Origin of the sequence: Hymenobacter endophyticus, from assembly GCF_032464715.1 — a bacterium.
GTDB classification, from domain to species: Bacteria; Bacteroidota; Bacteroidia; order Cytophagales; family Hymenobacteraceae; genus Hymenobacter; species Hymenobacter endophyticus.
On the sequence record NZ_JAWDJT010000008.1, the window covers coordinates 89,473 to 112,667 of the forward strand.

21 protein-coding genes are annotated in these 23,195 nt (G+C 57.0%); 15 read left to right on the forward strand and 6 right to left on the reverse strand.

Going from position 1 to position 23,195, the window contains the following annotated elements; genetic code table 11:
- The first annotated feature begins 185 nt into the window (after positions 1-185).
- Both lpdA and ROI90_RS12810 read left to right on the forward strand, forming a co-directional pair.
- Positions 186-1,580, forward strand: coding sequence for a dihydrolipoyl dehydrogenase (gene lpdA, locus ROI90_RS12805; RefSeq protein ID WP_315998744.1), 1,395 nt, complete (start codon positions 186-188; stop codon positions 1,578-1,580).
- Between the two features lie 92 nt (positions 1,581-1,672).
- Complete coding sequence (locus ROI90_RS12810) at positions 1,673-1,864, forward strand: GldL-related protein (RefSeq protein WP_315998745.1); 192 nt, start codon at positions 1,673-1,675, stop codon at positions 1,862-1,864.
- 4 nt (positions 1,865-1,868) lie between these two features.
- On the opposite strand, the gene ROI90_RS12815 is transcribed toward ROI90_RS12810, so the two are convergent.
- The 4 genes from ROI90_RS12815 to argB form a co-directional block, all read right to left on the reverse strand.
- Entirely contained in the window at positions 1,869-2,402 is a 534-nt protein-coding gene (locus ROI90_RS12815) for a TetR/AcrR family transcriptional regulator (protein ID WP_315998746.1), read from the reverse strand.
- Positions 2,403-3,002: 600 nt separating this feature from the next.
- On the reverse strand, positions 3,003-4,310 hold the full coding sequence (gene argH, locus ROI90_RS12820) for an argininosuccinate lyase (RefSeq protein WP_315998747.1): 1,308 nt from the start codon (positions 4,308-4,310) through the stop codon (positions 3,003-3,005).
- A gap of 183 nt (positions 4,311-4,493) precedes the next feature.
- Positions 4,494-5,567: a M20 family metallo-hydrolase gene (locus ROI90_RS12825; RefSeq protein ID WP_315998748.1), complete on the reverse strand. Its 1,074-nt coding sequence runs from the start codon at positions 5,565-5,567 to the stop codon at positions 4,494-4,496.
- The gene (argB, locus tag ROI90_RS12830; protein WP_315998749.1) at positions 5,555-6,337 is read right to left on the reverse strand and encodes an acetylglutamate kinase; all 783 of its coding nucleotides are present in this window, start codon (positions 6,335-6,337) and stop codon (positions 5,555-5,557) included. The genes ROI90_RS12825 and argB overlap by 13 nt, the downstream gene beginning before the upstream one ends.
- 596 nt (positions 6,338-6,933) lie before the next feature.
- Here argB and ROI90_RS12835 point away from each other — a divergent pair.
- From ROI90_RS12835 to ROI90_RS12890, 12 genes are all read left to right on the forward strand, one after another.
- Complete coding sequence (locus tag ROI90_RS12835; RefSeq protein ID WP_315998750.1) at positions 6,934-7,503, forward strand: GNAT family N-acetyltransferase; 570 nt, start codon at positions 6,934-6,936, stop codon at positions 7,501-7,503.
- Positions 7,504-7,636: 133 nt separating this feature from the next.
- Positions 7,637-8,818 carry an argininosuccinate synthase gene (gene argG, locus ROI90_RS12840; protein WP_315998751.1) on the forward strand — a complete coding sequence of 394 codons (1,182 nt, stop codon included), beginning with the start codon at positions 7,637-7,639 and terminating at the stop codon, positions 8,816-8,818.
- A 139-nt stretch (positions 8,819-8,957) separates the two neighbouring features.
- On the forward strand, positions 8,958-9,947 hold the full coding sequence (argC, locus tag ROI90_RS12845; RefSeq protein ID WP_315998752.1) for an N-acetyl-gamma-glutamyl-phosphate reductase: 990 nt from the start codon (positions 8,958-8,960) through the stop codon (positions 9,945-9,947).
- A gap of 176 nt (positions 9,948-10,123) precedes the next feature.
- The gene (locus ROI90_RS12850; protein ID WP_315998753.1) at positions 10,124-11,263 is read left to right on the forward strand and encodes an aspartate aminotransferase family protein; all 1,140 of its coding nucleotides are present in this window, start codon (positions 10,124-10,126) and stop codon (positions 11,261-11,263) included.
- A gap of 364 nt (positions 11,264-11,627) precedes the next feature.
- On the forward strand, positions 11,628-12,050 hold the full coding sequence (locus ROI90_RS12855; protein WP_315998754.1) for a hypothetical protein: 423 nt from the start codon (positions 11,628-11,630) through the stop codon (positions 12,048-12,050).
- Between the two features lie 39 nt (positions 12,051-12,089).
- Positions 12,090-13,169 carry a glutamine-hydrolyzing carbamoyl-phosphate synthase small subunit gene (gene carA, locus ROI90_RS12860; RefSeq protein ID WP_315998755.1) on the forward strand — a complete coding sequence of 360 codons (1,080 nt, stop codon included), beginning with the start codon at positions 12,090-12,092 and terminating at the stop codon, positions 13,167-13,169.
- An 85-nt stretch (positions 13,170-13,254) separates the two neighbouring features.
- Positions 13,255-13,668: an Imm50 family immunity protein gene (locus tag ROI90_RS12865; RefSeq protein ID WP_315998756.1), complete on the forward strand. Its 414-nt coding sequence runs from the start codon at positions 13,255-13,257 to the stop codon at positions 13,666-13,668.
- 71 nt (positions 13,669-13,739) lie between these two features.
- Positions 13,740-14,108: a hypothetical protein gene (locus ROI90_RS12870; protein WP_315998757.1), complete on the forward strand. Its 369-nt coding sequence runs from the start codon at positions 13,740-13,742 to the stop codon at positions 14,106-14,108.
- A gap of 96 nt (positions 14,109-14,204) precedes the next feature.
- The gene (carB, locus tag ROI90_RS12875) at positions 14,205-17,435 is read left to right on the forward strand and encodes a carbamoyl-phosphate synthase (glutamine-hydrolyzing) large subunit (protein ID WP_315998758.1); all 3,231 of its coding nucleotides are present in this window, start codon (positions 14,205-14,207) and stop codon (positions 17,433-17,435) included.
- A gap of 145 nt (positions 17,436-17,580) precedes the next feature.
- Positions 17,581-17,871 (forward strand): GIY-YIG nuclease family protein, encoded by a 291-nt coding sequence (locus ROI90_RS12880; protein ID WP_315998759.1) that lies wholly within the window; start codon positions 17,581-17,583, stop codon positions 17,869-17,871.
- Positions 17,872-17,949: 78 nt separating this feature from the next.
- Positions 17,950-18,894: an N-acetylornithine carbamoyltransferase gene (locus ROI90_RS12885; RefSeq protein WP_315998760.1), complete on the forward strand. Its 945-nt coding sequence runs from the start codon at positions 17,950-17,952 to the stop codon at positions 18,892-18,894.
- Positions 18,895-19,248: 354 nt separating this feature from the next.
- Positions 19,249-19,551: a hypothetical protein gene (locus ROI90_RS12890; RefSeq protein WP_315998761.1), complete on the forward strand. Its 303-nt coding sequence runs from the start codon at positions 19,249-19,251 to the stop codon at positions 19,549-19,551.
- Between the two features lie 68 nt (positions 19,552-19,619).
- On the opposite strand, the gene dinB is transcribed toward ROI90_RS12890, so the two are convergent.
- Positions 19,620-20,699 (reverse strand): DNA polymerase IV, encoded by a 1,080-nt coding sequence (gene dinB, locus ROI90_RS12895; RefSeq protein WP_315998762.1) that lies wholly within the window; start codon positions 20,697-20,699, stop codon positions 19,620-19,622.
- A 101-nt stretch (positions 20,700-20,800) separates the two neighbouring features.
- Positions 20,801-21,730, reverse strand: a complete 930-nt coding sequence (locus tag ROI90_RS12900; RefSeq protein WP_315998763.1) for a DMT family transporter — start codon at positions 21,728-21,730, stop codon at positions 20,801-20,803.
- Positions 21,731-21,936: 206 nt separating this feature from the next.
- On the opposite strand from ROI90_RS12900, the gene ROI90_RS12905 reads away from it, so the two are divergent.
- On the forward strand, positions 21,937-23,184 hold the full coding sequence (locus ROI90_RS12905; RefSeq protein ID WP_315998914.1) for a replication-associated recombination protein A: 1,248 nt from the start codon (positions 21,937-21,939) through the stop codon (positions 23,182-23,184).
- The last annotated feature ends 11 nt before the right edge of the window (positions 23,185-23,195 follow it).

Here is a 23,195-nt window from a genome sequence, read left to right on the forward strand (position 1 = left end):
CCCTTGTACGCGCGGGTACCGGCAAAGGCTGAGCTCAGGCACAAAATTTTGTCGGGCGAGCTTACCGTCTGTTCCGTAACGCAGCGCGGCGGAGTAGCGCGGCCTGCCTATCTTTGTCCGGCCCTTGCCCCGGCGCGCAGCCGCTGCGGGTGGTTCTTCTTTCCTCACCTTCAATTGAACACAATATGGCATTGCAATACGACCTGGTCGTTATCGGCAGCGGCCCCGGGGGCTACGTAGCCGCCATCCGGGCTTCGCAGCTGGGCTTGAAAGTAGGCGTGGTGGAGCGCGAGTCGCTCGGCGGAATTTGCCTGAACTGGGGCTGTATTCCTACCAAAGCCCTGCTCAAGAGCGCCCAGGTATTCGAGTACCTCAACCATGCCAAAGACTACGGCCTCTCGGCCGAGGGTGTGGGTTACGACTTTGGCGCGGTAATTCAGCGCAGCCGGGGCGTGGCCGATGGCATGAGCAAAGGCATCAACTTTCTGTTCAAAAAGAACAAGATTGACGTAGTTTCCGGCACCGGCAAGGTGCTGGCCGCCGGCAAAGTAGAGGTGACCAAAGCCGATGGGGGCAAGGAAACCGTAGAAGCCAAGAGCATCATCCTGGCTACTGGTGCCCGCTCCCGCGAACTGCCTGCTCTCCCCATTGATGGCAAGAAAATTATCGGCTACCGCCAGGCCATGGTGCTGCCCGAGCTGCCCAAGCGCCTCGTGGTAGTGGGCTCCGGTGCCATCGGCGTGGAGTTTGCCTACTTCTACCGCACCATGGGTTCCGAGGTAACAGTGGTGGAGTACCTGCCCCGCATCGTGCCCGTGGAGGATGAGGAAGTGTCGCGCCAGATGGAGAAGTCCTTCAAGAAAATTGGCGTGAACGTGCTGACTTCCGCTGAGGTGACCAAAGTGGATACCAGCGGCGAAGGCTGCAACGTAACCATCAAAACCGCCAAGGGTGAGCAGCAGATTGCCTGCGACGTGGTGCTTTCAGCCGCCGGCGTGGTGACCAACCTTGAAAATATCGGTATTGAAGAGCTGGGTATCAAGGTGGAGAAAGGCCGCGTACTCGTGGACGACTTCTACCAAACCAACGTGCCCGGCGTATACGCCATCGGCGACATCGTGCCCGGCCCGGCGCTGGCCCACGTGGCTTCGGCTGAGGGTATTATCTGCGTGGAGAAAATTGCTGGTCACCACCCCGAGCCGCTCAACTACCAGAATATTCCCGGCTGCACCTACGCCTCCCCGGAAATTGCCTCGGTAGGTCTCACCGAAGAAGAAGCCAAAAAACAGGGCTACGACATTCTGGTGGGTAAATTCCCCTTCTCGGCTTCCGGTAAAGCCTCCGCCGGCGGTGTGAAAGACGGCTTCGTGAAAGTCATCTTCGACAAGAAGTACGGCGAGTGGCTGGGGGCCCACATGATTGGCTCCAACGTAACCGAAATGATTGCCGAAGTGGTAGTGGCCCGCAAGCTCGAAACCACCGGCCACGAAATCATTAAGGCGGTACACCCGCACCCCACCATGAGTGAGGCCGTGATGGAAGCCGCCGCCGCCGCCTACGGCGAGGTAATTCACCTGTAAGTAGCGGCATTTAGCAAAAAGGGCGTCCTGACCGTGCGGTCGGGACGCCCTTTTTATGCACCTTGGAGGTGCAACCTAGATATTGATCAGCTATGAAAACTACGCTCTTACTTACAGTCAGTGCTTTTCTGCTGGGTTTCGGCATCATCCTGCTCGGGGCGCTGTTCCGAACTCAACAGTGGGCCGGGGGCTCCGTCCTGCTATTCGTGGGCTTGCTGTTGCAAACCGGAGCTATGGCGTTCCTGTTTATCGGCTTGGTTCGACGTTACCGCCCCAGGCTTTAGCAACTTATTGCAGGCTGTATTTCTGTTTGATAAAATCCAGCATGCCTTGGCCGTGCGAATCGTCGGTTTTGGTAGCTTCCTGCTTCCAAAGGGCTTCTACTAATAGTAGGAGTAACTCCGTTTCTTTATCAGGGTCGTCATAGCCGAGTTTTTTGAAAGCCTCGCGTAGCAACGCGGGTACTGGCTTCATAAACCGCTCGTGTTGTTGCCGGGCCATGTCGGAATCAGCTAACCGGTATTGCAGCTTCCAAAAGTGAGGTTCGGCTTGCACCAGCTTAAAAGGCAATTCAATTACGCTGTGAATGAAGGCTAGCGGATTTGGCTCGGCCAAACCTCCCCGGTTATCCTCAATAATGCGCTTGTAACCGTTCCGAATTACAAATTCCAGGAGTTGGTCCTTGGAGCCGAAGTGTTTGAAAATGAGAGCTTCCGACACGCCCGCAGCTTTGGCAATCAGCTGCGTGGAGGTGTTTTCGAAGCCCTTTTCCCCAAAGAGCTGCAATGCTACGTCGGCAATGTGCTGTTTGCGGTTTGTCATATAACGGTTGGTTTAGCGCGGCGAAGGGAGGCAGAAGCAAGAGGCACCATAGTACCAGCGAAGCCGCAAGTTCGGGCTCTATCCGCTAAAAACGCATTTTTTTTCAGAAAAGCAGCATGTTTTCCGCAAGGCCCTGGCAAGTAGTCAAACAGAAGCCGGCCGACTCGGGAGTTCCGAATCGGCCGGCTACGTGGTTTCCGAAGACCTGCTGGCGAAAAGCCGGGGGCAAAATCGCGCGATTTTCGAAAGGGCCGGCTGAGGGTGGGAGTTCAGCCGGATAAATAGAACGTGGGAATTGTTTGTCGGTAATTAGTGGGAGTCGTTACCGTCAGTGGGACAATATTACGCAAGGATTCTGAAACGAGTAAGTATTAGCTTACTTTTTTACGTGAGTAATCACTCACCAGGTGTAAATATCAGTTTATTTGTTTGGTTATCAATGCTTTGAATATGATGTGCATAATTTTGGCATTGCTATGTTAGATGAGCATAAGTTGGAATAGGAAAACCAAAGGTGTGCTTTGGTAGTGTCTATACACTGAATGTCATAACGCCGGCAACAACTTGAGTGGCTTTATCACCTGGTATAAAGAGACTTTATTAATAGGTGCCAATAAGTGAACTTGCCTGCTGAAACCGCACCACTTTCGCTCTAATTTCCTCTACTCCCACGTTGTGGATGCTGCCCAGGTGAGTAGTCTGAAACTCTTTGTGAGGTACGTAGCTCCCATCTTCTACGGCCAGGCCTACCTGCTTGTAGGCTGTGCGGAAAGGGGTGCCCGTCTGGATGAGCTGGTTGATATTTTCTACCGTAAACACGGCATCGTACTTGGGCTGGTTGAGCAAATCCGGCTTGATGCGCAGTTGGGGCAAGGCAAACAGCACAATGTCAAGGATGTCCAGAAATTGCGTCATGGGCTCGAACAGGATTTCCTTCAAAATCTGGAAGTCCCGGTGGTAGCCGCTGGGTAGGTTACTGGTGGCCAGCATAAGCGTATTGGGCAGTGCTTGCAGGGCATTACACCGCGCCCGAATCAGCTCGAATACGTCGGGGTTTTTCTTGTGGGGCATGATGCTGGAGCCGGTGGTGAACTCCTTGGGTAGCTCCACGAAGGCTAAATCCTGAGAGTTATAGAGCACGAGGTCATAGGCCATTTTGGCCAGCGTGGCAGCCATACCAGCCAAGGCGAAGGCCACGGTTTTTTCGGTTTTTCCCCGCAGCATTTGCGCGCCCACGCTGCTCACGGCCAAGTTGCCGAAACCCATTTCCTGGGTGGTCTGCAGCCGGTCGATGGGGAAGGAAGAGCCAAAGCCTGCGCCGGAGCCCAAAGGATTCTGGTCGGCTACGGTGTGGGCGGCTTCAAACAGGGCCAAGTCCAGCAGCAGGTGCTCGGCATACGCTGAAAACCACAGCCCGAAGGAGCTGGGCATGGCGGCCTGAAAGTGGGTGTAGCCGGGCATTAGGTCGGCTTTGTGCGTTTCGGCCTTCTGCAGCAGCACTTCCACCAACTCCAGGGTGCGGGCGGCGGCGCGCTGAGTGTAATCTTTCAAAAACAGCTGAATGGCTGTGAGCACCTGGTCGTTGCGGGAGCGGGCGGTGTGGATTTTTTTGCCCGCGTCGCCGTAGTGCTCGGTCAGGTAGGCTTCAATTTTGGAATGCACGTCCTCGAATTCCTCCTCAATCGTGAACGTGCCGTTTTCAACCTGCGCCGCCAACTCTGCCAGGCCCTGCTGTAGCTGTTCGTTTTCAGTAGTAGAAATCAGGCCCGCGGCGGCTAACATGTTTGCTTGAGCCTTGGAAGCTTGCACATCAAACTGTGCGAGATACATGTCCAACTCCCGGTCCCGACCTACTGTAAACCGTTCAATTTTCTTATCGACGGCAATTCCTTTATCCCAGATTTTCATAGGTGAATTAAGCTGTTAGCTGACAGCGGTTGGCTGTTAGCTTGTGTTCTCGAAACGGATGCCCGAAGCCATTAGGGCAATTTAAAGGGCGGAATTACACGAAAGTATCCGCGAAGTGGCAGAGAAATGCTTGAAACAGAAGAAGAGCTACCAGCCAACGGTCATCAGCTAGCAGCTGATCAATCATAGTACCAGCCCGGCCAGCAACTCGATATAGCCCTGCACACCAGCCCGTATTTCGCTGAGCAGAATGTACTCGTCGGGAGTATGGGAGCGGGCCGAGTCGCCGGGGCCGATTTTCACCGTGGTGAAGGGCATCATGCTTTGGTCAGAGAGAGTAACGGAGCCGAAGGTACGGCGGCCCAGCGCCACCCCACGCTGCACCAGCGGGTGCGTGAGGGTAATGCGGGAGGAATTGAGGTGGGTGGAGCGGGGCGTCACGTCGGACTGCACGTGTTGGCGCACCAGTTCCACTACTTCCTGGTTGGAGTATAGCTCGTTGGTGCGCACATCCACCACAAACGTGCAGAGGTCAGGCACTACGTTGTGCTGGGAGCCGGCCTGGATTTGGGTAACCGTCATTTTTACTGGCCCCAGCAACTTCGAAACTAACGGGAAGCGGAAGTTCTCCATCCACCGGATATCGGCTACGGCCTTGTACAGCGCGTTTTCGCCCTCCTCGCGGGCCGCGTGGCCGGTGCGGCCGTGGGCTACGCAGTCCAGCACCACCAAGCCCTTTTCGGCTACGGCCAAGTCCATCTGCGTCGGCTCACCCACGATACCCAGGTCAATTTGGGGTAGCAGTGGGAGCAGCCGTCGAATGCCATTGACACCCGATACTTCCTCTTCAGCCGTAATAGCGCAGATCAGGTTGAACGGTGGGGCAGTGGCTTGCTGCTCAAAATACAGGAAGGTAGCCAGCAGGCTCACCGCCGAAGCGCCGGCGTCGTTGCTGCCGAGGCCGGTGAGCCGGTCACCTTCCACCACGGCTCCGAAGGGGGCATAGGTCCAGGTGCTGCCGGGCTTCACGGTGTCGTGGTGGGAGTTGAGCAGGATGGTCGGTTTGCTAGAGTCGAAGTGCCGGGAAACGGCCCACACGTTGTTGGCGTCGCGCTGCGGCGTGGCACCGTGCCGGGTCAAAAAAGTCATCAGCAATTCAGCAGTGCGGTCTTCCTCCCGTGAGAAGGACGGCGTGCGGATGAGTTCCTGCAGCAGCGCAATGGCCCCGTCGGCCAGCTGTTCAATTAGCTCTGGCATAAGATGGTTTTTACCGGCTCATTGATGCGCAGCGCGTTTTCGATAACTACGCGCTCTACGCCGGCATCCAGCGCGGCAAAGGCGTTATCCAATTTGGGAACCATGCCGGCGGCAATGATGCCCTCGGCCTTCAGTTGCTCGTACTCAGCGGCGGTTATTTGCGGAATTACCGAGTTGTCGTCGTTTACGTCGCGTAGCACGCCGTTTTTCTCAAAGCAGAAGTGCAACTCCACCTCGTACTGCGTAGCCAAAGCGCGGGCCAACGTACTGGCAATGGTATCGGCGTTGGTGTTGAGCAGCTGGCCCGCGCCGTCGTGGGTGATGGCGCAGAACACGGGCATAAGGCCACTTTCCAACAGTCGGTACAACAGTTGGGTATTGACTGCATCGGCGGGCAAGTCGCCCACAAAGCCGTAGTCAATATCCTTCACCGGTCGTTTCACGGCCCGGATGGCGTTGCCATCGGCCCCGGAAAGACCCAACGCATTCACGCCTGCGGCCTGCAGGCCGGCCACTACCTGCTTGTTGGTTTTACCGGCGTAGAACATCGTCACAATATCCAGGGTAGCCGCGTCGGTAATGCGGCGGCCCTGCACCATCTGGGGCTCAATACCCAGGTTCTGGAGCATCTGGCTGGCCCCTTTACCCCCGCCGTGCACTAGCAGCTTGCGGCCCGGTACTAGGGCCAGTGCCTTGAGGAACTGCCGTAGCTGGGCATCATCATCGATGATGCCGCCGCCAATCTTAAAAATTTTTAGGCCTTCGCGCATACAATCACAGGGGGAGAAAAAGGGCCGTAGCAATTCAGCAGTGGCCAAATTGAGCACTTACACTACCAGGGCTTCTACGGGATGCTGCCAGCGGTGGAAGTTTTTTTTGCACTTGAGGCCACAAAGTTTCCAAAAAAAAACATCTAGTTTTGCAACGATTTAGCGGTTTAAACGATTTAAACCGTGAAAACACTCCCTCGCCGTTCTGCGGCACCCGTCATGATTCAACTCTCTTCTATTGCACTTCTGCGACGACCTAGACTGGTCGTGCGAATCATGCCAGCTTAACCGCTGGCTGCAATAGCACGTCCGAGTTCCGCCTCTACCGCGAACCGACGCCGGGTCCTCCCACCGGAGCCCACCCCAAGAGAACCTTCACGAATCAACCGACTTTAGTCCGAGTGTAACCTTCAGTGTGACTTCCTCCGGCCCCCGGCCGGAACGCCCGCTCACCGGCCCAACGGGCCCACCTCGCTTACGGGTTTTTGATGCTTCCGGCACTGCTGCCGGGGCCCGCGCAGCCTCGCCTGCTCCCTTTCTTTTCGTCTTTCCGAGTCTGTAGCCGTATAACTGCGGCCACTAACCGAGTCCTGACCATGATTCTACGAGTCGCCAATGCTGCCGATGCGCAGTATGTGGAAACCCTCTGTCAATGGTATGCCGAATCCGCCAAAACGCGGGGGGTAGGCATTGCCAAGCGTGATCCTAACTATCTGGTTAAGAAGATGGAAAAGGGTGACTCTATCATTGCCTTCATTGATGACCAGTTGGCCGGTTTCTGCTACATCGAAACCTTCGAGGATGCCAAGTTTGTGGTGAACTCAGGGCTGATTGTGAACACCGAGCTGCGCAAGGAAGGTCTGGGCCGCGCCATCAAGCACCGCGTGTTTGAGTTGTCGCGCACCAAGTATCCGGCCGCCAAAATCTTCGGTATTACCACCTCCGCGGCCGTAATGAAGATCAACAACGAGCTGGGTTACCGCCCCGTGACCTTCCCGGAGCTCACCCAGTCGGACGACTTCTGGAAGGGCTGCTCCAGCTGCAAAAACTACGGCATCCTGATGGAAAATCAGCGCAAAATGTGCCTGTGCACCGGCATGGTGTACGACAACCTGAACGACAAATTCAGTCAGCAAACCATCGAAATCCTGAGTCAGGAGCAGTAATTGTTAGCCACCAGCACGTCATGCAGAGGCGGAGCCGAAGCATCTCGCGTGCTGACGTCTGAGTAGTAGCATAACATCAGCATGCGAGATGCTTCGGCTCCGCCTCTGCATGACGACCAACACCATACACCACATGAAAAAAGTAGTTCTCGCCTACAGCGGCGGTTTGGATACGTCCTATTGCGTTGTGTATCTGACGAAAGAGCTGGGCCTGGAAGTCCACACGGTCATCGTTAATTCGGGTGGTTTCTCGAAGCAGGAACTGGCTGAAATTGAAAAGCGCGCCTACGAAATGGGCTCCAAGCGCCACGAGGTAATCGACGTGACCGAGCGGTTTTACCAGGACTGCCTGCGCTACCTGCTGGCGGGAAACATCCTGAAAAACGACACCTACCCGCTGAGCGTAAGTGCGGAACGCATGTTCCAAAGCCTGGCCCTGGCTGAGTACGCCCGCGAAAATAAGGCCGACTACATTGCCCACGGCAGCACCGGCGCCGGCAACGACCAGGTGCGTTTCGATGTGGCTTTCTCGGTGATTTCGCCCGACACCGAAATCATCACGCCCATCCGCGACCTAGGCCTCTCGCGCCAGCAGGAAATCGAGTATCTGCAGGCCAACGGCGTGGAAATGAGCTGGGAAAAAGCCAAATACTCCATCAACAAAGGTATCTGGGGCACCAGCGTGGGCGGCGTAGAAACCCTGACTTCTCGCCAGGGCTTGCACGAGTCGGCCTGGCCGACGCAGCTTAGCAAAAACGAGCCCCAGGAAATCAGCATCACCTTCGAGGAAGGCGAGCCGGTAGCGCTGAATGGCCAAACCATGAACCCGGTGGACCTGATTGTGGCCCTCAATGAGCTGGCCGGCCAGTATGCCATCGGCCGCGACACCCACGTGGGCGACACGATTCTGGGCATTAAGGGCCGGGTAGGTTTTGAAGCTCCCGCGCCACTGATTCTGATTAAGGGTCACCATCTGCTGGAAAAGCACGTTTCCTCACGCTGGCAGCTGCTGCACAAAGACTACATCGCCAACTGGTACGGCACGCTGCTGCATGAGGCCCAGTACCTCGACCCAGTAATGCGTGACATGGAGGCGTTTCTGGAGTCGTCGCAGGCGCGGGTGTCGGGCACGGTGTACGTGACGTTGAAGCCGTATCAGTTTGAGCTGCTGGGTATTGAGTCGGATTTCGATATGATGCAGTCGAAGGTGGCCACTTACGGGGAGGAAAACAACGCCTGGGACTCGCGCGACGCGAAAGGCTTCATCAAAATATTCAGCAACCAGCTGCGGATTCATAGCTCCTTCAACGAATAGCGCCTCACCCCTCGGCCCCCTCTCCTTCAGAGAGGGGGGGACTAACTTCTAGCTCTAGTTTTCGCTTGATTTAACCGCGCTGCCGTGGCTCCCCCTCTTTGAAGGAGAGGGGGCCGGGGGGTGAGGCAACCATCAGAACATGCAAGACACTAAAATCAAAGCCGGTATCGTCGGCGGGGCCGGCTACACGGCGGGGGAGCTGCTGCGGATTCTATTGCACCATGAGTTTGTGGAGTTAGGCAGCATCGTGAGTTCCTCCAACGCCGGTAACCCCGTCTACCAGGTCCACGACGACCTAGTGGGCGAAACGGACCTCACGTTTGCCGCCCAGCTGCAAGGCGACGAGGATGTGGTGTTTCTGTGCCTGGGCCACGGCAATTCCAAGGCGTGGCTGACGAAGCACGAGCTACCCGAAACTACCCACATCATCGACCTCAGCAACGACTTCCGCCTGGAAGTTGACGCCGAGTTCGAGGGCCGCGAGTTTGTGTACGGGCTGCCCGAACTGAACCGCAGCCGTATTCAGCAGGCCCAGAGTATTGCCAACCCCGGCTGCTTCGCTACGGCCATCCAGCTGGCGTTGCTGCCGCTGGCCCAGGCCGGCAAGCTCACGGATGATGTGCATGTGTCGGCCATTACGGGCAGCACGGGCGCGGGGCAGAGCCTCGCCGAAACCGTGCATTTCTCCTGGCGCACCAACAACGTGTCCATCTACAAGCCCTTCACGCACCAGCACCTGGGCGAGATAGGGGAGAGCTTGGCGCAGCTGCAGCACGAGCTGGACGTGGATATCCACTTCATTCCCTACCGCGGCAACTTCACCCGGGGCATCTTCGCCAGCGTCTACACGCCGTCGGATCTGACCCAGGACGAGGCCCGGGCGCTGTACCAGCAGTTCTACCAGGACGCCCCGTTCACCACGGTGTCGGATAAGGAAGTGCACCTGAAGCAGGTAGTCAACACCAACAAGTGCCTGCTGCACGTGCAGAAACTCGGCAAGCAGCTACTCATCACCTCGGTTATCGACAATCTGGTAAAAGGCGCTTCCGGCCAGGCCGTGCAGAACATGAACCTGCTATTCGGCCTGCCCGAAACGACGGGGCTGGGGTTGAAAGCTGGGCTGTTTTAAGCAGAACGTCATTCCGAGCGTAGCGCAGCGAAGCCGAGGAATCTCGCGTGCTGACGTCCGGAGTACCAGTGCAACATCAGCACGCGAGATTCCTCGGCAAGCTCGGAATGACGTTCTTTTTCTGCGCTCCGATGCCTGTTTCTAAGTTCTAACTTCTCAGCTCTCACATCTATACCATGGAGCTTTTCAACGTGTATCCGCTCGTCAACATCACGCCCGTGAAGGCGCTGGGGGCGAAACTCTGGGACGACAAAGGACAGGAGTACCTGGATTTTTACGGCGGCCACGCCGTTATCAGCATCGGCCACAGCCACCCGCACTACGTGCAGCGCCTCACCGGGCAGCTGCAGAACCTGGGCTTCTACTCCAACTCGGTGCAGATTCCGATTCAGCGGGAGCTGGCCGAGAAGCTGGGCCGGGTGTCGGGCTACGAGGACTACACGCTGTTTCTGTGTAACTCCGGGGCCGAGGCCAACGAGAATGCGCTGAAGCTGGCTTCCTTCCACACCGGCAAAAAGCGCGTCATAGCATTCAAGGGCGCCTTCCACGGCCGCACCTCGGGCGCGGTAGCCGCCACCGATAACCCCAAGATCGTGGCGCCTTTCAACGCCGACCACCACATCAGCTTCCTAGAATACGATTTGGCAGCGGTAGAAACTGCCCTGCATGTCGGCGACGTCTGCGCCGTCATCATCGAGCCGATTCAGGGGGTGGGCGGCATCATCATGCCTTCCAATGAATTCCTGCAAGGCTTGGCTGCGCTGACCAAACAATACGGTGCGCTGCTCATTGCCGATGAGGTGCAGAGCGGCTACGGCCGCAGCGGCAAGTTCTTCGCCCACCAGCATGCCGGCATCCGGCCCGACGTTATTTCGGTAGCGAAAGGCATGGGCAACGGCTTCCCCATCGGCGGCATCCTGATTGCGCCCGAATTGAAGGCGTCCTACGGCCTGCTGGGCACCACCTTTGGCGGCAACCATTTGGCCTGCGCCGCCGCGCTGGCCGTGCTGGAAGTCATTGAGCAGGAAAACCTGGTGCAGCACGCCGCCGAGCTGGGCGACTACCTGCGCACGGAGCTGGAAGCCCACGCCGGGGCCGAGGAAATCCGTGGGCGGGGCCTGATGGTAGGTATCAAGTACGACTTTCCCATCAAAGACCTGCGCGACCAGCTGCTGACTGAGCACCACATCTTCGTGGGCAACGCCTCCGACCCCACGGTGCTGCGCCTGCTGCCCCCGCTGAATATTACCAAGGCCGAGGTAGACCGTTTTTTGCAGGCGCTGTACGCATTAATTCCGGCCGAAGTGAAAAAGTAAACGACCTGTGGCCTAACTTGCAGCCCCAATGAGTAGCACCCTGAAGCTCCCGAGCCCCGCTCCCCTTCTAACAAGCTGCCCGCTGCCATTGGTGACTCCTGCGCAGCAACCGGCCGGTTCTTTCCCCGAAAGAACAGCCTCCCCCTTTTCCTTCCAGCAGTTGTGCCCGCCCGACTTCCCGATGCCTGACATTTGGAAGTGGCAGGGTGCGGGACCGATTGATCTAGTTTCTTTCTCTCCCGTTTGGCTTACCTCATTGTTCGGCTGGAATAGACCCCCGGTATTCGGTTCTGTTCCAGCCGAAATTGTATCCGGACGGTTGCAAGGCCTTCACCACAAGGGTTACTCTAACCAAGGCTAAAATATGCTTCTTCAGAAACCTCCTTTCCGTTATGAAACTAGGCAAGCAATTGATGAGCTGGCAAAGGAGTTGAACTTGCCCAATGAGCCGCATATGCAGGACTGGATGTGGGAAGTGGCAAATCCACTTGATGTTGACAAATACGTTCAGCACTACCTCTCCTTGACCGACGAGGATAAGAAATTTGCCTTGATGGAAATCATTATTCAAGCGGTAGAGGATCAAGAAAAAACGGTGGAATTCTCAAACTACTGGGGAGTTGTAGAGCCAATCTTAAAAGAGAATTTCTCCTTACATGAGTGGAGCATCTGGTACTGGTCATTTTTCGAGACTGATGATTTAGCCAATTGCTGGCTGATTGCGCCTTTCATGCGTGAAGTTTGGTATAGTGCCAATGGCTTTTTTGATAAGTCATCTATTGGTTAGAAACTCACTGACAACACAGGTCTTTTTCACCTTATCTAAATGTCCAAAATAGTAAAACTCGTCCTCGAAGACGGCACTGAAATCCAGGGCCAGTCGTTCGGCGCCTTCACCTCCGCCGCGGGCGAGGTGGTGTTCAGTACGGCCATGACCGGCTACCCCGAAAACCTCACCGACCCGTCCTTCGCCGGCCAGATTCTGGTGCTCACCTACCCGATGGTGGGCAACTACGGTGTGCCGGGCGAGGAGCTGTACGAATCAATTTCGAAGATCTTCGAGTCGGATAAGATCCACATTGCCGGGCTGGTCGTGAACTACTACTCTGAGGAGCACAGTCACTGGAACGCCGCCAAGAGCCTCGGCGACTGGCTGAAGGAGTACAACATCCCCGGCATCTTCGGGGTGGACACCCGTATGCTCACCAAAATCCTGCGGGAAAAAGGTGCCATGCTAGGCAAGATTGTGGCCGAGGAAGATGTGCCCCTGCACGACCCCAACCAAGACAACCTGGTAGCCCAAGTGAGCCCCACCGAGGTGAAGCACTACGGCAAGGGTCAGCACAAAATTGTGCTCGTTGACTGTGGCACCAAGACCAACATCATCCGCTGCTTCCTGCAGCGCGACGTGGAGCTGATCCGCGTGCCTTGGGACTACGACTTCACGAAGCTCGACTACGACGGCCTGTTCCTGAGCAACGGCCCCGGCGACCCAAAGATGTGCACTGCCACCATCCAGCACCTGCAAACCGCGCTAGGCCAGGACAAGCCCATCTTCGGCATCTGCCTGGGCTCCCAGCTCATGGGCCTAGCCGCGGGCGGCGACACCTTCAAGCTGAAGTACGGCCACCGCAGCCACAACCAGCCGGTGCTGCTCACGGGCACCAAGCGCAGCTACATCACCAGCCAGAACCACGGCTTCGCGGTAGACACCGACACGCTGCCCGCCGAGTGGACCATGCTGTTCGAGAACCTCAACGACGGTACCTGCGAAGGCATCAAGCACAAGAGCAAGCCCTTCTTCTCCACCCAGTTTCACCCCGAAGCCGCCGGCGGCCCCGAGGACACGGAGTACCTGTTTGACGACTTCCTGAAAGCTGTAGCCGAGCACAAGGCTACGAAGTAGACTGGCCTAGAACGCCACTTCTCCGTCATGCTGAGCTTGCCGAAGCATCTCTACCGCTTCGTTAGGTTTCATTACCCTAAGTACTATGGCCGAAACTGAAAATCCTGCTGTTAGCCGAATTATCAATTCCGAAATTGTTCTGCAGCACTTCGGATACTGGCCGGATTTTCATGATGCGGAAATCACGAAAGTTGTTTTTGAGACTTATCCGACTGGGCGTTACTCTGTCACCTTCACCATAGAAGTATGGGAAATGGTAAATGAGTTAGATGAGCAAGGACACTATAAGCAGGCCAAGCACTGCTTAATCGAACTTCAGTTCATTGGTATAGAAGAAATGGAATTCAATTCCTTCAATTACCAAAACGTCATTTTCGATTTAGTATTCGCAGAAAGAGGAAGCAATATTGAATGCAGGTTTGACTCTTCTAATGGCCTAGAAGCCGCTATAGTTGCTGAAGAAGTGCTAGTGATAAGCTTAACACCAACACAACGGTAGAGATGCTTCGGCTTCGCTCAGCATGACGGTCCTTTCTCCCCTTATCCACCACTCACCAACGCACTACTCTCATGCAAGAAAAACGTAGAGGTTTCCCGAACTGGGGGTATGTGCTGATAGGTGCTTTGGCTTTCGCCGGGTTCTATTTCGTCAAGAATATGGGCCAGCGGACGATTTTGAAAGCTGTACTGGGTGATCCGGCTGATCTGATTAACAGGGCCATGAGTTCGGCCCGGATTTCGCCCCGAATAACGAGTAGAACAGGAAAAATAACCGCCAAGAACTTCAAGCTGGAGAAACTCGGTGCTAAAGAGGATTCTCTCTCCTTCCGCTTCTTCTTGGATGGGGAGCAGGCCGACGCCACCGTCAGGCTCTGGATGGCCAGGCGCCCGTCCGGCGACTGGGAAATAATCAAAAGCGACACCGTTTTTACCGAATAGAAAATCAACCCTGCACGCACAAGTAGGTTGCTGCAGGCCTAGCACGACGGCCTTTTAACATGACCGCACCAGCGGTCTGTTACCCTAACCCTAAGAATGAAAAAACCACAGAAAGTACTGATCCTCGGTTCCGGTGCGCTTAAGATTGGCGAGGCCGGGGAGTTCGATTACTCCGGCTCCCAGGCCCTGAAGGCGCTGAAAGAGGAAGGCATCCGCACCATCCTGATCAACCCCAACATTGCCACCGTGCAGACGTCGGACCACATGGCCGATGACGTGTACTTCTTGCCCGTGACGCCCTACTTTGTGGAGGAAGTCATCAAGAAGGAGAAGCCCGATGGCATTCTGGTGGCCTTTGGTGGCCAGACCGCGCTGAACTGCGCCGTGGCCCTGTTCCGCGGTGGGGTGTTTGAGAAGTACAACGTGCAGGTGCTGGGCACGCCCGTGCAAAGCATCATCGACACCGAGGACCGGGACATTTTCAAGGAGAAGCTCGATCAAATTGGGGTGCTTTCGGCCCGTAGCGTGGCCGTCACGAATATGGAAGACGCGCTGGCGGCGGCCGAGAAAATCGGTTTTCCCATCATCGTGCGGGCGGCGTTTGCGCTGGGTGGCCTAGGTAGTGGCTTTGCCAACAACATGGACGAGCTGCGCGCCCTGGCCCAGAAATCCTTCACTACTTCCGACCAGATTCTGGTGGAAGAGTCGCTGAAGGGCTGGAAGGAAGTGGAGTACGAAGTGGTGCGAGATGCCTATGATAACTGCATCACCGTCTGCAACATGGAGAACTTCGACCCCATCGGTATTCACACTGGGGAGAGCATCGTGGTGGCCCCCTCGCAGACCTTGAGCAACCGGGAGTACCACAAGCTGCGCAGCATCGGTATCAAAACTATCCGCCACCTGGGCATCGTGGGCGAGTGCAACATTCAGTACGCGCTGGACCCCGTTTCGGAGGATTACCGCGTAATTGAGGTGAATGCCCGCTTGTCGCGCTCCTCGGCGCTGGCCTCTAAGGCTACAGGCTACCCGCTGGCGTTTGTGGCCGCCAAGCTGAGCCTGGGCTACTCCCTGGCTGAACTGAAAAACAGCGTGACGCAGACCACCTCGGCCTTCTTTGAGCCGGCCCTGGACTACGTGGTGGTGAAGCTGCCGCGCTGGGACTTGGGCAAGTTTGAGGGCGTGAACCGGCAGATTGGCTCCGCTATGAAGAGCGTGGGCGAGGTCATGGCCATCGGCAAATCCTTCGAGGAAGCTATTCAGAAGGGCCTGCGCATGCTGGATACTGGCAAGCGTGGCTTCGTGGCCAACAAGCCCGAGCAGGTGGATAATGCCACCATCGACAAGCTGCTGAGCGAGCCAAACGAGGAGCGCATCTTCGCCATCAACCTGGCGTTTGAGGCCGGCTATACGCTCAACCAAGTGCACGATCTGACCAAGATTGACCACTGGTTTCTGCAGCGCCTGTACACCATTTTTGAGTTGAGCAACCAGCTGGCCGCCAAGCGTGGTAGTGGCCTGAATGCCCTGGAAACTGGCCTGTTGCGCGAGGCCAAAAAATCAGGATTCTCGGATCAGCAAATTGCGGTGAAGATACTGGGTGAGGGCGACGTGAAAGCCGACGAGTTGTTGGTGCGGGCCCGCCGCAAGGCCCTGGGCGTGCTGCCCGTAATCAAGCAGATTGACACGCTGGCGGCTGAATTCCCGGCTAAAACCAACTACCTCTATAGCACCTACCACGGCACCGAAAACGACCTAGAGCCGGAAACCAGCAAGTCTATTGCGGTGCTGGGCTCGGGCGTGTACCGCATTGGTAGCTCCGTGGAGTTCGACTGGTGCGGCGTAAACGCGGTGCAAACCGCCGCCGAGGAAGGCTACAAAACTATCATCATCAACTACAACCCCGAAACCGTATCCACCGACTACGACGTGTCGGACCGGTTGTACTTCGAGGAGTTGAGCTTCGAGCGGGTGATGGATATCCTGGAATTCGAGCAGCCGGAGGGCGTGATTCTGAGCACCGGCGGCCAGATTCCGAACAACTTGGCTACCCGTTTGGCCGACGCCAAAGCGCCCATTCTGGGCACCGCTCCAGCCCGCATTGATGAGGCCGAGAACCGCCACAAATTCAGCAGCATCATGGACGAGCTGGGTATTGCGCAGCCCCGCTGGAAGGAGTTAACTTCCCTGGAAGCCATGTTTGAGTTTGTGGGCGAAGTAGGCTACCCCGTGCTGATCCGGCCGAGCTATGTGCTGTCGGGCGCGGCTATGAACGTGGTTTCCAATGCCTTCGAGATGGAAGCTTTCCTGCGCGCCGCTTCGGAGGTAAGCGCTGAGTACCCGGTGGTTGTTTCGGAGTTTGTGCAGGATGCCAAGGAAATTGAGCTGGACGCCGTAGCCGACAAGGGCGAAATTGTGAGCTACGCCATTTCTGAGCACGTGGAGTTTGCCGGTGTGCACTCCGGCGACGCCACCATGTACTACCCACCCCAGAAGGTGTACGTGCGCACTATTCGGCGGCTGAAAACCATTGCCGAAAAGATTGCCAAGCGGTACGAAATCAGCGGACCGTTCAACATCCAGTTCCTGGAGAAGAGCGGGGAAATCCGGGTAATTGAGTGCAACATCCGCGCCTCGCGCAGCTACCCCTTCGTATCGAAAGTATCGGGCAATAACCTGATCAAGAAAGCCACGCAGGTACTACTCGGTAAAAAAGTGGCGCGCGACGAGAGTGAGCGGGTATACGACCTGCCCTTCGTGGGCGTAAAGGCTCCGCAGTTCTCCTTTACCCGCTTGCCCGGCGCCGACCCGGTGCTGCGCGTAGACATGGTGAGCACCGGCGAGGTAGGCTGCCTGGGCGACACCGCCGAGGAGGCCCTGCTGAAGTCGATGCTGAGCGTGGGCTATAAGATTCCGCAGAAGTCGGTGTTGATTTCCGGCGGCCCCATCAAGTCGAAAGTAGCGTTGTTGGGTGCCGTGGAGCTGCTTGTGAAGAAGGGGTACACCATCTACGCCACTCAGGGTACGCACCGCTTTTTCGCCGAAAACAACATCCCCAGCTCCCTGCTCTTCTGGCCCGATGACCACGTGGAGCCCAACGTGCTAACCTACCTCAAGGAGAAGAAGATTGACCTAGTCATCAACATCCCCAAGAACCTCTCGAAGGGCGAGCTGGACAACGACTACAAAATCCGCCGCACTGCCATCGACTTCGGTATCCCGCTGCTCACCAACGCCCGCCTGGCCAAAGCCTTCATTCAAGCCTTTTGCAAGCTGGAAATGAAGGACCTGAAGATCAAGAGCTGGAATGAGTATAAGGCCATGTAAGCAGCAGAGTGAAGAAACCAGAACGTCATGCTGAGCTTGTCGAAGCATCTCTACCGCTTCGTTGTAGAAGTAATCATGTACCACTACAGTAGAGATGCTTCGACAAGCCCAGTATGACGTTCTGGTTTCTTCGTATCGTCGCTGTATGTACGTCTACATCCTGACCAACCCGACCAAAACCGTCCTGTACATCGGCGTCACGAACGACTTGCCACGCCGACTTTATGCACACAGCAATGGTCGGGGTGATGCTGGCAAGTTCACTGGCCGATATCAGGCAGATTTGCTCGTGTATTTTGAAAACTGCCCGGATGCCACGCAGGCTATAGCCCGCGAGAAGCAGTTGAAAGGCTGGACGCGGAGTAAGAAAGATGCGTTGATTACAGCGTTTAATCAAGAGTGGCAGAGTATTGATTTGGAAACGTGGGCTGGCTAACAATGAAGCGGTAGAGATGCTTCGACAAGCTCAGCATGACGTTCTTTTAGACCTAAGCTACTCCCACACCACCCAAACATGAAAAACTTCACTTCCTTCGCCGATGCAGGCGACTATAAAGCCCTGTTGCAGCAAGCCCTGGAAATCAAGGCGAATCCCTACGGGTATCAGCACATTGGCAAGAACAAAACTGTTGGGCTCATCTTCTTCAACCCCAGCCTGCGCACCCGGCTCAGCTCGGTGAAGGCGGCCTATAACCTGGGCGCGCAAGCCTGGGTGCTCAATGCCGGCGCTGATTCCTGGACGCTGGAAATGGCCGATGGTGCGGTGATGAACGGCGGTACCCAGGAGCACATCAAAGAGGCTATTGCCGTGATGAGCCAGTACTGTGACGTGCTGGGCGTGCGGACTTTCCCCACCCTCAAAGACCGGGAGGCCGATTACAGCGAGGAGGTCTTCAACAAGATCCTGAAGTATGCTACCGTACCGGTTATCAGCCTGGAAAGCGCCACGCTGCACCCGCTGCAGAGCTTCGCCGACCTGATTACAGTGGCCGAAACCAAGCAGAAGGAGCGGGTGAAAGTGGTGCTGACCTGGGCTCCGCACGTACGTGCCCTGCCCCAGTGCGTGCCCAACTCCTTCTGCGACTGGTTTTCGGAAGTGGATTGGGTAGATTTCGTGATAACCCACCCCAAGGGCTACGAGCTGGACCCCAAGTTCACGAAAGGCGCCCGCATTGAGTACGACCAGAAGAAGGCCCTGGAAGGCGCCGACTTCGTGCAGGCCAAAAACTGGAGCAGCTACCACGACTACGGCCAAGTACTCAGCAATGACGCTAGCTGGATGCTCACGCCCGAGCACATGGCCAGCACCCACGACGCCAAATTTCTGCACTGCCTACCCGTACGCCGTAACGTGGAAGTCTCGGATGCCATTCTGGATTCGCCGAACTCCCTGGTGATTCAAGAGGCCGGCAACCGGGTATTTTCTATGCAAACCGTGCTGCACGAGTTGCTGAAATAACCAACTCAGCAACACACAAACTGAAGAACGTTGTCCTGAACTTGCAAAGGATGACGTTCTTTTGGTTTTAAGCGTAGCATACACGTGGCAGGAGAGGACCAGAAGAAGCCAATCCGGTGCCTAGGTAGTGCCCTGCTTCTCACAATTCGATTTCGGCCATTGTGAGTCCAACAAATATGAGAAACGGCGCCGTACAAAGCTGATAACTGCCGTAGTGCTACTTGCCAAGAGGTTGAGTGCATAGGACAGAAAAGAGGTCGATGGCAACGTTTCCGGGCGAGCTTCGTTAGAGGCTCTACAAAAGCCAGCCGTGCGGTTGACTTTAAGTAGTTCCATTCACTCAAATCACCTGCTATGAAAAAGCTACTTGCTATTGCCGCTTTGTTGGTAACCGGAGTTTCGGCCGCTAATGCCCAGACTACCACTACGCAGTCTACTACCACTACTCAGCCGGCCCAGACGACGACCACCACGGTACCGATGCAGACCACGCCGGCCCAGGGCACCATTAACCAAACGGTTACCACGCCAGCCAGCACCACTACCACGGTAGAAACTCAGTCGACTACCACCGACACCTATAAGCCTGCCGCTGCCGGTGCCGACGTGAAGATGAAAGACAAAAAGAAAAAATCGAAAGTAAAAGCCAACGACTAAGTTCGGCCAACGTTTCGATTATCTGTAGAAAGCTCCCGGCGCCACACGCCGGGAGCTTTTTTTCATGACTACAACAGAAATGCCAACTGCTTGCCCAGGGTATCTTCCGGAGTTTCGAGCGAGGATAGGGACACACCCAGCAGCCGTACTCCCTTGGGTAGGGGCAGCAGAGTCGTCAGCAGCGCGTGGGCTACCTGCTGCATCGTTTCCAGGTTTGGCAACAGGCCCAATAATGTGCGGCTGCGGGTAATCTGCTGAAAATCGGTGTACTTGACTTTGAGCGTGACGGTACGCCCCCGCAGGCCGGTGCGCTGGCAATGGCTCCACACCGCTTCCAGGCACGGCTGCAGGCCAGTAACAAGCTGCTCATGCGTAAGCAAGTCCTGCTCAAACGTGGTTTCGGAGCCGATGGACTTGCGCAGGCGGTCGGGCACCACGGGGCGGTTATCCTGGGCGCGGGCAATGTGGTAATAGTGGGAGCCGGCCTTACCAAAATGCTGACGCAGGAAGGCCTCGGTCTGCTGCCGTAAATCGAGGCCGGTGAAGATGCCCAGGCCATTGAGGCGGGCGGCCGTAGCGGGTCCAATACCGTGAAACTGCCCTACGGCTAGGCCCGCCACAAATGCCAGACCCTGGCTGGGCCGGATGACGAACTGCCCGTTGGGCTTGCGGTAATCGGAGGCCAGCTTGGCCAGAAACTTATTGTAGCTGATGCCCGCCGAGGCCGTCAGCTGGGTTTTTTGCAGAATTTCGGCCCGGATGGCTTCCGCAATGCGCGTGGCCGAACCCAGGCCCCGCAGGTTTTCGGTTACGTCAAGGTAGGCCTCATCCAGGGAGAGGGGCTCAATGAGGGGCGTGTACTCGGCAAAAATGCTACGAATCTGCCGCGACACTTCCTTGTAGACCTCAAAGCGGGGCTTTACGAACACCAGGCCCGGGCACTTGCGCACCGCCACCGCCGACGACATGGCCGAACGGACGCCAAACTGCCGGGCCTCGTAGGAGGCTGCCGCCACCACTCCCCGCTGCCGGGCCCCACCCACGGCCACGGGCTTCCCACGCAGCACCGGATTGTCGCGCTGCTCCACGGAAGCGTAGAACGCATCCATGTCGAGGTGAATGATTTTGCGGGTTTCGGCGAAGTCCACGGAGGGGGGGAAGTAAGACCCCAAATTTCGGCAGGAAGCGGCGAAAAACCGTGTTTTCAGATCGGAAATCAACGTAGCCAGCGTACCTGCCCTGCGCCGGTTTAGCCTTGTGACGGCTCCAGGGGCTCCGCCGCGGGCGCGGGTCGGGGCTTGCGGCTGACGAGGAATACACCGGCAAAAATCAGCAGGGCTTGCAGGCCTCGGGTGAGCGTGAGGGTATCCTTGCCCAGGGCCACGGCAATGCCCACGGCCAGGGCCGGCTGCAAGTAAATGTAGGCGCCCAGCAGGGCGGGGGAGGCGTATTTCAGGGCCCAGTTGTTAAGCAGGTAGGCTAGAATGGTCAGGCAGATAACCATGTAGGCAATGGCCGCCCAGATGCCGGGCGGAAAGCTGCTGTAATCGGGCTGCTGCACCTGCTGCCAGCCGGCCGGAACGGCCAGAAAAGCCCCCACCAGAAAAATGCGGGCCAGCACCGTAAATGGGTGGTATTTGCGCATCAGGGGCATCACCAGCACCAGGTAGCAGCCAAAGGCCGTGGCATTGAGCAGGATAAATACGTTGCCCAGCAGCCCATCCTGTCCGCCGGCCGCCACCGGCCCCCGGCTCAGAATAATGCTGGCCGCCCCCACGCTGGCCAGCCCGATGCCCGCCAGGCGGGGCAGCGTGAGCCGCTCGCCCAGCAGCACTACCGAGGCCAGCACCGTGACAACCGGCGCAATGGTCTGGATAAGGGAAGCGTTGATGGGGGAGGTGAGGTTGAGGCCCGCAAAGAACAGCAGCTGATTGAGACCGATGCCCAGAATCCCGCAGGCCACGGCCCGAAGCTGGTCGGCGCGGCCGGTAATACGGTCCTGCGGAGCTACCAGCCGGCTTAGCACACCAAAAAATACGGTGGCACCCACCACGCGCAGCAGCACCAACCCGAACGGCCCCATGTAGCGCGGCATCACATCCTTGGAAATGCTGTAGTTGGCGGCGTAAATCAGGGCCACAATAAACAGGGCGCTGTGCACCTTCACGGAATTCTTCATTGGAAACGAAGGTAGCAGCGCGAACTTTGTTGTGCGCGTATAGCGAAGGTTCCCGGCAAAATATCCGGCCCGGACCACCCACCCGCGAACCGCTGGTTCGCGCTACCTCTGCTTCCTTCATGTCTACCGGCTCTCTCTTCGATTCTGACCCTACGCCCACTCCGCCGCCCTATGCCCCCCGCCCCGGGGCACCACTGGCGGAACGCATGCGCCCCCAAACCTTAACTGACTATGCCGGCCAGCAGCACCTCATCGGGCCCGAGGGCGTACTGCGCCGCTACCTTAACGCGGGCCGCCTGCCCAGCCTGATTTTGTGGGGGCCGCCTGGCGTAGGTAAAACTACCTTGGCCAACCTATTGGCCCAGGAGTTGGGCAAGCCCTTCGCCTCGCTCAGCGCCGTGAATGCGGGCGTGAAAGACGTGCGTGAAGTAATAGAGCGGGCCAAAAAGCAGCGGGGCACCGTGCTCTTCATTGATGAGATTCACCGCTTCAGCAAAAGCCAGCAGGATGCGCTGCTGGGAGCCGTGGAGCAGGGCATTGTCACGCTCATTGGGGCCACCACCGAAAACCCCTCGTTCGAGGTGATTCCGGCCGTGCTGAGCCGGGCGCAGGTGTACGTGCTGGAGGCGCTGAGCAAGGAGGTGCTCACCAGCCTCGTAGACAAAGCCCTGGCCGAGGATGAGATTCTCAAGCAGAAAAAAGTGCGGGTGCAGGAGTACGGTGCTTTACTGACCATTTCGGGCGGGGATGCGCGCAAGTTGCTGAACCTGCTGGATATTGTGGTGGAAGCCAGCCGCCCCGACGCCAAAACCGGCGAAATCATCATCACCGATGAAGGTGTGCAGCAGCTGGCTCAGCAACACCTGGCCCGCTACGACAAGGGGGGCGAAATGCACTACGACGTCATTTCGGCTTTCATCAAGAGCATTCGGGGCTCCGACCCTAATGCGGCACTATACTACCTGGCCGTGATGCTGGAAGGCGGCGAGGACGTGAAGTTCATTGCCCGCCGCCTGCTCATTCTGGCCTCCGAGGACGTGGGCCTGGCCAACCCCAACGCCCTCATTCTGGCGCAAAGCTGCTTTCAGGCCGTTACGGTCATCGGCCTGCCGGAGTCCGATATTATCCTGGGCCAGACGGTGGTGTATCTGGCCACTTCACCCAAGAGCAACGCCAGCTACAAGGCCATTCGGGAGGCACGGGCGCTGGTGCGGCAACAGGGCGTGCAGCCGGTACCCATTCCGCTGCGCAACGCCCCCACCAAGCTCATGGCCGAGCTGGGCTACGGCAGCCAGTATCAGTACTCCCACGACTACCCCGGCAACTTCGCTTACCAGGAGTTTCTGCCCGAGGCCCTCAGCGGTACCGTGTTCTACCATCCCGGCCATAATCCCGCCGAAATCAAAGCTCAGGAACGCCTGCGGCAATTGTGGGGCGAGAAGTATGGGTATTGAAAAATTATGTG

What these genes read in the sequence shown, in the direction of transcription:
- ROI90_RS12850 (WP_315998753.1), top strand. Translation starts at nt 10,124, where the DNA reads ATGGAGCTTTTCAACGTGTATCCGCTCGTCAACATCACGCCCGTGAAG.
- ROI90_RS12885 (WP_315998760.1), top strand. Translation starts at nt 17,950, where the DNA reads ATGAAAAACTTCACTTCCTTCGCCGATGCAGGCGACTATAAAGCCCTG.
- ROI90_RS12815 (WP_315998746.1), bottom strand. Translation starts at nt 2,402, where the DNA reads ATGACAAACCGCAAACAGCACATTGCCGACGTAGCATTGCAGCTCTTT.
- argC (WP_315998752.1), top strand. Translation starts at nt 8,958, where the DNA reads ATGCAAGACACTAAAATCAAAGCCGGTATCGTCGGCGGGGCCGGCTAC.
- argH (WP_315998747.1), bottom strand. Translation starts at nt 4,310, where the DNA reads ATGAAAATCTGGGATAAAGGAATTGCCGTCGATAAGAAAATTGAACGG.
- ROI90_RS12880 (WP_315998759.1), top strand. Translation starts at nt 17,581, where the DNA reads ATGTACGTCTACATCCTGACCAACCCGACCAAAACCGTCCTGTACATC.
- carA (WP_315998755.1), top strand. Translation starts at nt 12,090, where the DNA reads ATGTCCAAAATAGTAAAACTCGTCCTCGAAGACGGCACTGAAATCCAG.
- ROI90_RS12870 (WP_315998757.1), top strand. Translation starts at nt 13,740, where the DNA reads ATGCAAGAAAAACGTAGAGGTTTCCCGAACTGGGGGTATGTGCTGATA.
- ROI90_RS12810 (WP_315998745.1), top strand. Translation starts at nt 1,673, where the DNA reads ATGAAAACTACGCTCTTACTTACAGTCAGTGCTTTTCTGCTGGGTTTC.
- argG (WP_315998751.1), top strand. Translation starts at nt 7,637, where the DNA reads ATGAAAAAAGTAGTTCTCGCCTACAGCGGCGGTTTGGATACGTCCTAT.
- lpdA (WP_315998744.1), top strand. Translation starts at nt 186, where the DNA reads ATGGCATTGCAATACGACCTGGTCGTTATCGGCAGCGGCCCCGGGGGC.
- ROI90_RS12855 (WP_315998754.1), top strand. Translation starts at nt 11,628, where the DNA reads ATGCTTCTTCAGAAACCTCCTTTCCGTTATGAAACTAGGCAAGCAATT.
- ROI90_RS12865 (WP_315998756.1), top strand. Translation starts at nt 13,255, where the DNA reads ATGGCCGAAACTGAAAATCCTGCTGTTAGCCGAATTATCAATTCCGAA.
- carB (WP_315998758.1), top strand. Translation starts at nt 14,205, where the DNA reads ATGAAAAAACCACAGAAAGTACTGATCCTCGGTTCCGGTGCGCTTAAG.
- ROI90_RS12825 (WP_315998748.1), bottom strand. Translation starts at nt 5,567, where the DNA reads ATGCCAGAGCTAATTGAACAGCTGGCCGACGGGGCCATTGCGCTGCTG.
- ROI90_RS12890 (WP_315998761.1), top strand. Translation starts at nt 19,249, where the DNA reads ATGAAAAAGCTACTTGCTATTGCCGCTTTGTTGGTAACCGGAGTTTCG.
- ROI90_RS12905 (WP_315998914.1), top strand. Translation starts at nt 21,937, where the DNA reads ATGCGCCCCCAAACCTTAACTGACTATGCCGGCCAGCAGCACCTCATC.
- argB (WP_315998749.1), bottom strand. Translation starts at nt 6,337, where the DNA reads ATGCGCGAAGGCCTAAAAATTTTTAAGATTGGCGGCGGCATCATCGAT.
- ROI90_RS12835 (WP_315998750.1), top strand. Translation starts at nt 6,934, where the DNA reads ATGATTCTACGAGTCGCCAATGCTGCCGATGCGCAGTATGTGGAAACC.
- ROI90_RS12900 (WP_315998763.1), bottom strand. Translation starts at nt 21,730, where the DNA reads ATGAAGAATTCCGTGAAGGTGCACAGCGCCCTGTTTATTGTGGCCCTG.